We start from the raw sequence: 13,917 nt of genomic DNA on the forward strand, positions 1-13,917 counted from the left end.
CGCTTTTTCAAGCGGTTTTTTTCACTTAATAAATAATTCTATAATAATATTTACAAAAATCATTTCTAATGAAGAAGTTGTTACTACTGATCGTAGTGTTTTTATCACAAATGACTTTTGCACAATCAGATTGTGTTTCGGCGATTCCGGTTTGCGGAAATTCCGATATTTCTTATAATCCCAACAGTTCAGGTACTACACCGGAAAATACGGCTGGAAGTTGTCTGGATGTGGAACATTATTCCGTTTGGTATGTATTTACAGCAGCCACTTCCGGGACAATTGAGTTCACCATAAATCCGAATACAGTTCCTAATGTCAACCATTATGATTATGATTTTGCCGTTTACGGAGCAAATATTGATTGCGCAACTTGGGATTTCGGGAATGCAGCAAGCTGTAACTTTTCGGGTTTAAGCGGCCCTACGGGATTAAGCTCCACAGAAACAGGAGACCAATGGGAACCACCTTTGACCGTGAATGCAGGAGAAACATATTATCTTCTTATCGATAACTATATTCCGAGTAACCCGTATGGCTTCTCTTTAACGTGGGGCGGAACGGCCACCCTTTCTTCAGCATTTACAGACCCTACCTTGGCTCCAAATCCTTTTATAGCTCCGGGAGATACAAATCCGGCGGGAGGCCCGAACCTGGTATCAACATGTCCTTTACCGGGCCAGTTTGATTTCACCACATTATCTGCAGGAATTCTAAATGGGAACCCAAACTTTATCATCAGCTATCACACGACTGCTAATGATGCATTATTTGGGACCAACCCTATAACAACTCCAATTACCGTTAATGCAACAGATACTTATTATTACAGTATGCATTATCAGGATCCTACCGACCCGAATAACCCGTTAAATGCTTGTAGACAGACAGGTTCATTTAAGTTTAAATTAGGAACAATCACTCCGCAGAATGTAACAATTAAGGCTTGTAACAACAATGGAGCGGGAACAGGAACATTCAACCTGCTGGCTGCCAATGTTTATTTTGATCCTACGGCCACTAAAGAATTCTATCTCACACAAAGTGATATGGATGCAGGAATAAACAAAATCCAAAATCCCGGAGCTTATGTTTCAGGAGAAAAAACGATTTTTGTAAAAGTTACCACAACCGGACTATGTGTTGGAAGTTCAACCATTAAATTAGAGTTCTTCCCGGTAGTTGTAGCCTATGACGCAACTATTGAGTCATGCTTTATCGAAACCAATGTTAACACAGCATCATTTGATCTTACGTTGGCCAATGTTACTTCACAAAACGGAACAACCAAAAAGTTCTATAAAACACAGGCAGACGCAATAGCAGGAATAAATGAAATATTCAGCCCATATATTTCCACAAATGGAGTTGTATATGTAAGAGTAATTAATGATGACAACTGTTATGCGATTGCTAAAATTACCCTTAAAGTTTTACCACCGGTAAAATCCAATGTTCTTAAAGATAAAATCATCTGTATAGAAGATAAGACAACATTAGACGCAGGCCCGGGATTCGACGGTTACGAATGGAGCACAGGAGCAACCACGCAAACCATTACAAATGTAGGGGCCGGTGAATACTGGGTAAAATTAAAAACTGGTAGATGCTGGACTTTACAGGAAGTACACGTGAACGCTTCAGTTCAGCCTGTCATCACAAGCATTGACATCACAAACGACTCATTCACCGTGAATGTTTCAGGAGGAAAAGCACCTTACCAATATTCTCTGGATGGCACCAACTGGCAGGATTCCAATGTATTCACTGGTCTTCCGAGAGGTGAAAACAAAGTCTATGTAAAAGATGCTTACGACTGTAATCCTATCGATGTTCAGGTAACAGTTCCGAACCTTCTCAATGCCATTACTCCAAACGGGGACAACAGAAATGATTATATTGATTACTCAGCTTTGGCGTACAAGAAGAATCTGGTTTTCACTGTTTATGACAGATACGGAAACATGATGTATCAGGCAGATAAAATCAGAAACTATACATGGGACGGTACTTCAGGTGGCAAAAAAATTGTTACAGGAACTTACTGGTATACGATCACATGGACAGAAAACGATAAAAAAAATACCGAAACAAAATACAGTGGATGGGTATTGGTAAAAAATATCGATTAATTTGAAATGCTAATTTTCAGATACTTAAATCACCTCAATCCTGGGGTGATTTTTTTATGCACAACAACACCAACATGCTTGAATACTAGCTTAAACCCATGCCACGCAAATAAAATGTTGGTTACTATTTTTCATTTACTTCGTAAAAAAACTATCTTTGCAGAACTATGGCGCAGAAAGAAACACTATCTTCTTTGACGAACGGAAACTTTGCAAAAGAGCTCTCTATTGCAGACGGGAAAATGCCTCCCAATGCATTGGAATTCGAGAGACTGGTTATCGGTACTTTTTTGATTGACAAAAAGGGGCTTGATCACTCCATCGACTTGCTTACCCCGGAAGTTTTCTATGATCCGAGACATCAGGTAATTTTTTCCACCATTTTAAAATTATACGAAAGCAACAATCCGGTTGACTTAATGACCATTATTCAGGATCTGAAGAAAGACGGAAAATTAAGCTCAGCAGGAGGTGACAGCTATATTATCGACCTTACAATGGGGGTAAGCTCATCTGCTCACATTGAATATCATGTTCGTGTTATTCTTGAAAAATATATTTTAAGAAGTTTAATAAATGTTTCGGCCAACGTAATTGATGCTTCTTATAAAGAATCAACAGACGTTTTTGAACTTCTGGATAAAGCGGAACAATCTTTCTTTGAAATCACCAACGGAACGATCAAAAAAGGATTCGACACCGCCAATTCATTAGTAAAACAGGCCATTGAGACCATCAAGTCCCTGAAAGACAAAGAAGGACTTTCCGGAGTACCGTCAGGATTCCGGGATGTGGATAAGGAAACCGGAGGTTGGCAAAACTCTGACCTTATCATTATCGCGGCACGTCCGGCGATGGGTAAAACCGCATTTCTTCTTTCAATGGCAAGAAATATTGCTGTGGGGCACAAAATTCCAATGGCATTATTCTCCCTGGAGATGGCCTCGGTACAGTTGATCACCAGGATGATTGCTTCCGAAACAAGAATTTCATCAGAAAAATTAAGAAAAGGAACACTGGACGATGAAGAATGGCAAAGACTGTTCTCCAACGTATCAGAATTGGAAAACGCTCCTTTATATATCGACGAAACCCCTTCCCTTTCCATTTTCGACTTCCGTGCAAAATGCCGAAGACTGGTAATGCAGCATGGAGTAAGGCTTATCATGGTCGATTACCTTCAGCTGATGACCGCTGGTAGTGGCGGAAAAGGAACCGGAAACCGAGAACAGGAAATTTCCATGATTTCACGTTCATTAAAAGCCATTGCAAAAGAATTGAACGTTCCGGTAATTGCTCTTTCGCAGCTTTCCAGAAGTGTGGAAACACGTCCGGGAAAAAGACCTCAGCTTTCAGACCTTAGGGAATCGGGAGCTATTGAGCAGGATGCGGATATTGTATCTTTCATCTTCAGACCGGAATATTATAAAATCACCGTTTGGGATAATGACGAAGAAGGACAGGAAACTTCCACCGAAAATCAGGCGGAACTGATCATCGCAAAACACAGAAACGGTGCAACAGCAGATGTCCGTTTATCATTCTTAAAACATTTTGCAAAATTCGATAATATTGAAGCAGCATTCAATGGCGGCGGTGGTGGATATCCTTCAAGCATGGGATCCAATGAACCAAGTGGTTTTGATAAAATTAAAACAACCATTCAGCCGGGTGCAGCTTTTGACCTTCCGGATAATTCTAAGCTATCAGGATCTTCCATGAATGATTTTGATGATGAAGATGATTTTCCTTTTTAATTTTAGGGTTAAGATTTAGGCTAAAACTCAGATGCATCTAAATTTTTTAATCTTAAACTAAACCTCAGCCTCAATCTAAGATGAGAATCGAAATATACACCGACGGAGCTTGCAGCGGAAATCCCGGAAAAGGCGGATATGGAATTCTCATGCGCGTTCCTGAGAAAAACTATCAGAAAACATTCTCCAAAGGCTTCCGGAAGACCACCAACAACAGAATGGAACTTCTCGCCGTAATCACAGCGCTGGAAAAGCTCAAATCTCCGGACAATGAAATTCACATTTATACCGACAGCAAATATGTTTCGGATGCCATCAACCAGAATTGGTTGGCAGGATGGATAAAAAGAGGTTGGAAGAATGTAAAAAATCCGGATCTTTGGCAAAAATTTGTGGCTTTATATAATATCCACAAACCAAAAATGCATTGGATCAAAGGCCACGCCGGGCATTTTGAGAACGAATTGTGCGATAAACTTGCTGTGGCAGCCTCAAATTCAACAGATTTGGAAGTTGATGCTTATTTTGAGAACCTTGAAAACAATTCTCTATTTTAAATTATACTGAAATTAAAATTTGCTTAAAATTTTTCAGTATTTCTTGTTTTAATATATCTTTTATTATAGAGTATCCACCAATTAAGCCGAAATTAACATTAAATATATATTTATTGATTGGGATTTAATATCTTTGATGCGTCTAATTTAAGTGTACCAATAAATGAATAGAAAAAACTACCTCCTTTTATTTTTATGCCTTTTGCTGTGCTTACCACAACATTTTGCTTCCCAAACATATCAGCTTACCGGAAATCCTGTCAATACAACAGGATGGACAATGGTCGCTCCTACGGTAGTAAATACGGATTTTGTCCAGCTTACCCCGGATACCAATACACAATCCGGATCCATCAGGCTGGATAACCAAATTAACCTTAAATACTGCGATAAATGGAAAGTGGAATTCGATTTCAGGATGGATTCCAACCAAACCGCCAATGGGGACGGGCTTGCCTTCTGGTATCTTGCCAATCCTCCGATAGCCAGTGTATTAGGCTCTGGTCTTGGAGTTTCTCAAAATGCCGTTGGTCTTATTGTAGGATTTGATACATATAACAATACGACGACCGCCGTAATGAGTAAGGTACACGTTGCATACGGACAGGTAACTAACACTACCGACACGAACAATGTGGAGTTTTTCAACACTCCGGGAAGCTCTTTCCACTCACCGGATATGAATACAACGCTGCCTTTCCAGGGAACTACCTATAAACATGTTGAGGTAACGTCACAGGTAGACCCTGCCGCACCGGCAAACTGGATCATAAAAATCACGATTGATGGTAATGTAATATGTAATCAGTCTTTTGCACCTGCAGGAGCTGCTGCAAGCATGACCATTGGGTATTTTGGGTTTTCTGCTTCTACAGGAGGAAACAGATCAAGACATTCTATTAAAAATGTAAAGGTTTATGTAGATAAAGTTGCGATCAATCAGACAACAGTAACAGATACTTTTTGCCCGAATCCTTCCACAGGTCAGGGAACTGTAAACTTAACCGCATATCAGAATCAATTCGTGACGAATCCTGCCAATTACACTTTTTCATACAGTGTTGCAGGAACACCGATTACGAATCCTGCCAATTATCAGTTTAGTGCCAATACAACGGTTTCTGTCGTAGTTAAAGATAACGCGGGTGTGCTTTGTGATAACCCGGACGGGAAAATCCAATTGAATCTTTCTCCGTTTACGGCAACTCCCGCAACCCTTACGGCTTGTAATAATAACAATGCCGGAACCGCAACATTCAACCTTACACTGGCGAATGTCAATGAACCTGCAGGCTCTACTAAAATATATTACAAAACTTTAGCAGACCTGAACGCAGGAACTAACCCGATCAATAATCCTTCAGCTTATATATCTGCAGCCGGAACGGTATACGTAAAAGTAACCACTCCTCTTGGATGCGTAGGATCTGCACCGATAGCTCTGACATTCTTCCCGGAAATTGTTTCAAACGATGCTTCAATGGAATCCTGCTTTATTGAAAGTGCGCCCAATACAGCTTTATTTGATTTAACACAGGCTAATGTAACATCAGCACAAGGCATTACCAAAAAATATTACAAAACAATGGCCGATGCTCTTGCGGGTATTAATGAAATTCCACCTACCGCTTATATTGCAACAACATCAACGGTGTATGTGAGAATTACCAATATAGCCAACTGTTTTGTTATTGTTAAAATCAATCTGAAAGTTTTAGAACCTATCTATTCTTCTATATTAAAAGACAAAACGATCTGTATTGATGCAAGAACTACTCTTGATGCAGGACCAGGATTTGACAGCTATTTATGGAGTACGGGGGAAACTACCCAAGCTATTAGTGGTGTTACACCGGGCCAGTATTGGGTACAGCTGAAAACAGGAAAATGTACAGCAAAGCAAGTTGTAAAAGTAAATCCTGCACCTCAGCCGGTGATTTCCAGCATTGATATTACCAACAACACCATTACCGTAAATGTAAACGGCGGAAAAGCTCCTTACCAATATTCTTTAGACGGAATAAACTGGCAGGACTCCAATATATTTACAGGTCTTCAAAGAGGTGAGGTTGTAGTATTTGTAAGGGATTCTTATAATTGTGACCCTATTCATGTACAGATCACAGTTCCAAATCTCATTAATGCTATTACGCCAAACGGTGATAATATCAATGATGTAATTGACTATTCAGCTTTAGCATACAAGAAAAATCTTGTTTTCACCATCTATGACAGATATGGAAATAAAAAGTATGAAGCCGATAAAATAAGAAACTTCACATGGGACGGAACTTCCGGCAACAAAAAAGTAGTAACCGGAACCTACTGGTACACCATCACATGGAACGAAAATGACAAGAAAAATACTAAAACAACCTATAACGGCTGGGTATTAGTAAAAAACAGAGAATAAATTATATTAAAAGATCGCTTCAATTGGAGCGATCTTTTTTATAGCTCAACTGATAATTTAATGAATATTTTAAGTTTTTGTTATTGATTTATTCATATTGTTTAGCAAAAATTATACAATAACAATAATTAACATGATATTTAACACATTTACAGTAATCAATCGGATAAATTCAATATATTTACAACTTAACCAATTTTATATGAAGAAAAATTTACTCTATTATTTTTTTATCATTTTATTGTGTCTGTCCGGAAAGCTATCATCACAGACCTATCAGCTTACCGGGAATCCCGTAAATACTACAGGTTGGGATCTTGTTTCAAGCGCCGTAGTAAGCGGAGATTTTGTGCAACTTACCCAAGATATAGGAAACCAATATGGTGCGGTAAAGCTGGCAACTCCTATTAATCTTAAATATTGTGATAAATGGAAAGTGGAATTCGATTTCAGAATAGACGGAAACGGAACTACACAATATGGCAGAGGTGACGGATTTACTTTTTGGTACCTTGCCAATCCGCCAACAGGATTTGTTTCCGGAGGTGGATTAGGAATTCCGGCAAACGCAAACGGACTTATGGTGGGCTTTGACATTTTCAACAACAGCACAGAAGGTCAGATGAGTAAGATCCATGTTCTATACGGAACCAATAATACAACAGGAAATAATATTGAATACAATACAACTCCTGGAAGTACATTCCACTCTCCGGATCTTAATCCAACGCAGCCATTCGTAGGTGCAACCTACAAGCACGTGGAAATAAACGGAGAAACAGATCTTGCAAACCCAACGAACTGGATCATCAAAATCCGACTGGACGGAGTCTTGATTGTAGACCAATCTTTTGCCCCTTCAGGAGGAGCAATCGGGATGACTACAGGCTATTTCGGATTCTCTGCGGCAACTGGAGGCGCGAGTGCAAGGCATTCCATAAAAAATGCTAAAGTATATATCGACAAGGTTCCTATCTTAACAAATACGGTTACTCCTTTCGTTTGTGTAAATCCTTCGACAGGAAACGGAACGGTGGATCTTACATCTTTCCAGAATCAATTCGTTGCTAATCCTGGAAGTTATATTTTTACCTATTTCGGCCCGGGAGGAACGCCCATTACAAACCCTTCCAACTATAGTTATTCGGGTGCAGTAAATATTTCTGTTGTTGTAAAAGATCCCTCCTCCACATTGTGCGATAACGGCGATGGGCAAATTGTCCTGAATCCGACACCTTTCTCCGCCAGCGATGTAACATTGACCGGGTGTAATAACAATAATGCAGGAGGTGCAATATTTGACCTTACGACCGCAGCTGTTTCAACTGTTCCGGGCGTTACAAAACAGTTCTACAACACAATGTACGACCTGAACAACAATCTTAACCAGATTACAAATCCTACAGCTTACCTTTCACCGGCAGCCACATTGTACTGTAAGGTGACAACTCCGCAGGGATGTGTTGATGTAGCAGAAATCACATTAGCATTATATCCGGTGGTAAACGTACAGGAAGCTACTTTAAGATCATGTGCAATTGAAACCAATCCTTCAATGGCTTCATTCGATCTTACTCTGGCAGCTGTAACTACACAAACAGCTACTAAAAAATATTACCCTTCTTTAACTGATGCAGAAAACGGAACCAATGAAATTCTGAATCCTACAGCATACATTTCTCCAAATGGGGTAATTTATATTAAAGTAACTAATGCAAATGGATGTTACGGAATCGCTAAAGTTAATTTAATTGTAATCGCTCCGGTTTACTCAAATGTTTTGGAAGATAAAATCATTTGTATGGAAGACACTACAACTCTGGACGCGGGTCCCGGATTCACAGGTTATCAATGGAGTACCGGTGCAACTACGCAGACCATAACTAATGTAGGCGTAGGAACTTATTGGGTAAAACTAAAAACCGGACAATGTGTGGCAACCCAGACTGTAAAAGTTTATCCTTCCGAGCAGCCAGTGATCACAAGTATTGATATTTCTAATTCCACAGTTACCGTGTTTGCAACGGGAGGAACTGCTCCTTACAAATATTCAATGGACGGGATCAACTGGCAGGATTCCAACGAATTCAAAAACGTTGCGAGAGGTGATGCAAAAATATATGTAAAAGATGCCTATGATTGTGATCCTATCGTTATTACAATCGTAGTTCCGAACCTTATTAATGTAATCACTCCAAACGGCGACGGAATTAATGACGCTATTGATTATTCGGCTTTGGCGGGCAAGCAAGGTCTCGTACTGAATGTATTCGACAGGTACGGAGCAAAAATTTTCCAAGCCGATAAATCAAACAAATACAGATGGGACGGAACTGTAGGGGGAAGGAAAGTTCCTACCGGAAGCTACTGGTATTCTGTTTCATGGAACGAAAATGACAAGAAGAATACACTAATCAAATACTCAGGTTGGATTCTTGTAAAAAACAGAGATTAATTTTAAAAATATTTCAACATAAAAAAATCACTTCAAGCATTTTGAAGTGATTTTTTATTAAAAATTAATAGAATTAATTCGATAGCATTAAAATCAAGAATCTAAATCCATACCACACCATTAAACATTTAGGCTAATAAATATATCAACATTATAAAATCAATAGATAAATCCTAAAAATAATTAAACAAAAATCATCGTAAATTAATTATATTTACAAAATCTTAAACTAATAAACTTTAACGTATGGAAAAAAAACTACCCCTTTTATTTTTCATCTTTTTATTCTGCTTCTCTCAACAACTCTCATCACAAACTTATCAGCTAATTGGAAACCCCGTAAACACCACTGGATGGACAATGGTGGGACCCACAGTGGTAAGTACTGATTTTGTACAGCTCACCCCTGATGTCAATGACAATTCGGGATCAATCCGATTGAATGAGCCTATCAACTTGAAATATTGTGATAAGTGGAGAATAGAATTCGATTTCAGAATGGATTCGAGCCAGACCTATAATGGTGACGGTATTGCATTCTGGTACCTGGCAAATCCGCCAGTCGCAAGCGTATTGGGCTCCGGAATCGGGGTTTCCCAAAATGCAGTTGGTTTTATTGTAGGTTTTGACACTTATAATAATGCCACAGGAAGCTCAGGAATGAGCAAAGTACACGTCGCTTATGGGCAGGTGCAAAACACCACCGATACCAACAACGTGGAATTCTTCAATATTCCCGGAAGTTCTTTTCACTCGCCGGATCTCAACGCAACATTACCGTTTCAGGGAACAACCTACAAGCATGTTGAAGTAACTGCCGAGGTAGACCCTGCCGCTCCTGCCAACTGGATTGTAAAAATCACATTAAATGGAACGGTGATTTGCAACCAATCTTTTGCACCTTCCGGCGCTGCAGCAGCAATGACGGTGGGATATTTCGGATTTTCTGCTTCTACGGGAGGTGCGAGATCAAGACATTCTATCAAAAACGTGAAAGTTTACGTTGATAAAATCCCTCTTCTGGAAAGTGCAATTACAAAATCTATCTGTCCGGATCTGGCGGGTATGGCAACGGTTGATTTGACGACTTTCAACTCTCAGCTTACCGCTACACCTAACAATTATAATTTTACCTATTATATTACAGGAAGCGCAACCCCGATTGCCAATCCTACCAATTTCCAATATAACGCAGACACCAACATTTCTGTCGTTATCAAAGATCCTGCAACGGTATTATGCGACAACAATGATGCGACAATTACGCTGAAAGTCGCCCCGACAGTTACCGCAACAGATGCTACTTTGCGCTCTTGTTTTATTGAAACCAAACCTTCAACTGGTCTCTTCAATCTTACCACAGCGGCAGTAATAGGAACATCCACAGGAATCATCAAAACATATTACCCTTCATTAACGGATGCCGAAAACGGAACCAATGAAATTGTAAATCCTACCAATTATATTGCTCCAACAGGAGTGGTTTACATAAAAGTAACCAATTCTTTCGGCTGCTATGACATCGCAAAAGTGAATCTGGTTGTAATGGCACCTGTTTCCTCCAATATTCTTGAAGATAAAATTATCTGTATTGAAGACAAAACAACGCTGGATGCAGGTCCCGGGTTTACAAGCTACGAATGGAGCACCGGCGCAACTACCCAGGCCATAAATGATGTGGGAGTAGGAACGTATTGGGTAAAATTAAAAACCGGAGAATGTATAACCACGCAATATGTAAAAGTATATGCTTCAGAACAGCCGGTGATATCAAGTATTGATATTTCAAATAACACGGTATCCGTTTATGCAGTAGGAGGAACTGCACCTTATCAATATTCAATGGACGGGATCAACTGGCAGGATTCCAATGAATTCAAAAACGTTCCGAGAGGTGACAGCAAGATCTATGTAAAAGATGCTTATGACTGTGAGCCGATCGACATCAGTATTGTTGTGCCGAACCTTATCAATGTGATCACGCCAAACGGTGACGGAATCAACGACGCTATTGATTATTCAGCTTTGGCAGGCAAGCAAAACCTTGTATTTAATGTATTTGACAGATACGGAGCTCAGATCCACCACGCTGACAAATCAAATAAATACAGATGGGACGGAACCGTGGGAGGTAGAAAAATTTCTACAGGAAGCTACTGGTACTCCGTTTCATGGAATGAAAACGATAAGAAAAACACACCGTTCAGATATTCAGGATGGGTGTTGGTAAAAAATAGAGATTAATAAAAAACATCATTCTATAACAGAGGCCGCTTCAATTTTTTTTGAGCGGCCTTCTTTTTTTGCCTAATTTAGAATGAGATATTTATTTTTAAACTAATTTAATTCGTATTCAATTCTTAAATTTGTCCTATGAATTATTTAGAGGCTTTAAGCAAGAGATATTCTGTAAAGAAATTTAACAATGAAATCATCCCCCAGGAAAAGTTATTCAACATTCTTGAATCGGGGAAGTTATCAGCGAGCTCTCTTGGACTTCAGCCTTATAAAATCTTAGTGGTAGAAAGTGAAGAAATGAAAAAAAAGTTGATTCCAGCTTTTTACAACCCTTCACAGATTTCCACATGCTCTCATTTAATTGTTATTATTTCAAAAAAAACAGTTGAAGAAGGCTATATTAATGGATATTTCAGACATATTTCAGACGTTCGGGAAACGCCAATGGAAAACCTGGAGCTTTTTAGAAACAGCATCAATCAACATATTAATCAAAAAACTCAGGATGAAATTTTCAATTGGGCAGAAAAGCAATCTTATATAGTTTTGGCTAATTTAATGTATGCCGCAGCTATCGAAGGCATAGATTCATGTCCTATGGAAGGCTTCCGTCAGGACCTGATGGAAGAAATTCTAGATATAAACCCTGAAGCTGAAAAAGTAACCGTTACCCTTGCTCTTGGCTACCGGTCTGAAGAAGATTATTTCCAACACATGAAAAAAGTAAGAAAACCAAACGAAAAATTGTTTAAATTTATTTAGACGATCTACCTAAAGCAAGCATAATGATAAAAGCGGATGTATTAGTAATCGGTTCCGGGATTTCGGGACTTTCCTACGCCATTAAGGTTTCTGAACAGCTTCCTGATGCCAAAATAATCATCGTAACAAAATCTGACGAAGACGAAAGCAACACCAAATACGCCCAGGGCGGCCTTGCGGTAGTTACAGATTCTAAAAATGATAATTTCGACAAGCACATTGAAGATACCATGCGTGCCGGAGACGGCGAAAACAAGCGCGATGTGGTGGAAATGGTAGTAAAGGAAGCTCCTGCAAGATTCAATGAAATTGTAGAATGGGGCGCGAATTTTGACATGAAAAATGGCGAATTTGCCTTAGGAAGAGAAGGCGGACATACCGAAAACAGGATTGTTCATCACAAAGATATCACAGGTTTTGAGATCGAAAGAGCCTTACTCGAAACAGCCAAAAGCAGCCCAAATATTGAAATCCTCGACCATCATTATGTAATCGATATCATCACCCAACACCACGTTCCCGGAAAGGAGCTAAATGAAGGTGATATTCACTGTTACGGAGCCTATATTCTGGATGAAAAAGGCAAAAAAATTAAAAAAATTACTTCAAAAATAACCCTAGTGGCAACCGGCGGCGCAGGTCACGTTTATAAAAACACGACCAATCCCACAATTGCAACAGGTGACGGGATCGCTTTTGTGGCAAGAGCAAAAGGACAGGTTTCCAACATGCAGTATTACCAGTTTCACCCCACTGCTTTGTACAGTAAAATGGACGGAATGTTATTTTTAATTTCGGAGGCCGTTCGTGGTGACGGAGCCAAATTAAGAACAAAAAAAGGCGAAAAATTCATGCATAAATATGATGAGCGTGAAGAATTAGCCTCAAGAGACATCGTTGCCAGAGCGATTGACGCTGAAATGAAGGTCACCGGTGACGAATTTGTAGGTTTGGACTGCCGTAAAATGGATCATAAAAAGTTCCTTGAACATTTCCCGAATATTTATAAAAAATGTAAAGATGAAGGAATTGATCCTTTTAAACAATTGATTCCCGTGGTTCCGGCCTGTCATTATCTGATGGGCGGCATTGAAGTCGACAGAGACGGCCAGTCTTCCATCAGAAACCTTTTCGCAGTGGGAGAATGTACAAATTCGGGGCTTCATGGAGCTAACAGACTCGCTTCCAATTCATTACTTGAAGGATTGGTTTACGGACACAATGCAGCGATGAAAACAGTTGATCTTTTAAATGAGAATAATTTTAATTTTGAGGATTTAAAAGCTGTTCCCGAGTGGGATGAAGAAGGCATGAAAATCATGGATGAAATGGTGATTATATCTTATTTAAGAAAACAATTGCAGGAAATGATGAGCGACCTTGTGGGAATCGTGAGGAGCAACCGTCGTCTGAATATGGCATTACAAAAACATCAGGAAATTGCGGCCGCAGTGGATGAAATCTATCACTACTCTATTCTTTCGCCACAATTATCGGAATTAAGAAACTTAACAACCGTTGCCCACCTCATCATTACCCAATCTATGGAAATGACAGAGAATAAAGGGGCATTTTACAATAAAGATTTAGCTTAAAAGCATAC

At 39.4% G+C, this 13,917-nt stretch carries 8 protein-coding genes; all 8 read left to right on the top strand.

The window, feature by feature from the left end:
• Nucleotides 1-68: 68 nt before the first annotated feature.
• The 8 genes from ATE47_RS15735 to nadB all read left to right on the top strand — a co-directional run bounded on the left by ATE47_RS15735 (nucleotide 69) and on the right by nadB (nucleotide 13,909).
• Complete coding sequence (locus tag ATE47_RS15735; protein ID WP_062162844.1) at nucleotides 69-2,132, top strand: T9SS type B sorting domain-containing protein; 2,064 nt, start codon at nucleotides 69-71, stop codon at nucleotides 2,130-2,132.
• Between the two features lie 167 nt (nucleotides 2,133-2,299).
• Nucleotides 2,300-3,889, top strand: coding sequence for a replicative DNA helicase (gene dnaB / locus ATE47_RS15740; protein ID WP_062162845.1), 1,590 nt, complete (start codon nucleotides 2,300-2,302; stop codon nucleotides 3,887-3,889).
• Between the two features lie 80 nt (nucleotides 3,890-3,969).
• Nucleotides 3,970-4,446, top strand: coding sequence for a ribonuclease HI (rnhA, locus tag ATE47_RS15745; protein ID WP_062162846.1), 477 nt, complete (start codon nucleotides 3,970-3,972; stop codon nucleotides 4,444-4,446).
• Between the two features lie 163 nt (nucleotides 4,447-4,609).
• Nucleotides 4,610-6,859, top strand: a complete 2,250-nt coding sequence (locus ATE47_RS15750) for a gliding motility-associated C-terminal domain-containing protein (protein WP_062162847.1) — start codon at nucleotides 4,610-4,612, stop codon at nucleotides 6,857-6,859.
• Between the two features lie 202 nt (nucleotides 6,860-7,061).
• Nucleotides 7,062-9,314 (top strand): T9SS type B sorting domain-containing protein, encoded by a 2,253-nt coding sequence (locus ATE47_RS15755; protein ID WP_062162848.1) that lies wholly within the window; start codon nucleotides 7,062-7,064, stop codon nucleotides 9,312-9,314.
• A 246-nt stretch (nucleotides 9,315-9,560) separates the two neighbouring features.
• Nucleotides 9,561-11,558 (top strand): T9SS type B sorting domain-containing protein, encoded by a 1,998-nt coding sequence (locus ATE47_RS15760; protein WP_062162849.1) that lies wholly within the window; start codon nucleotides 9,561-9,563, stop codon nucleotides 11,556-11,558.
• Between the two features lie 129 nt (nucleotides 11,559-11,687).
• Nucleotides 11,688-12,314 (top strand): NAD(P)H-dependent oxidoreductase, encoded by a 627-nt coding sequence (locus ATE47_RS15765; protein ID WP_062162850.1) that lies wholly within the window; start codon nucleotides 11,688-11,690, stop codon nucleotides 12,312-12,314.
• 23 nt (nucleotides 12,315-12,337) lie between these two features.
• Nucleotides 12,338-13,909, top strand: coding sequence for an L-aspartate oxidase (gene nadB, locus ATE47_RS15770; RefSeq protein WP_062162851.1), 1,572 nt, complete (start codon nucleotides 12,338-12,340; stop codon nucleotides 13,907-13,909).
• The last annotated feature ends 8 nt before the right edge of the window (nucleotides 13,910-13,917 follow it).

It is taken from the genome of Chryseobacterium sp. IHB B 17019, from assembly GCF_001456155.1.
Classification (GTDB): Bacteria; Bacteroidota; Bacteroidia; order Flavobacteriales; family Weeksellaceae; genus Chryseobacterium.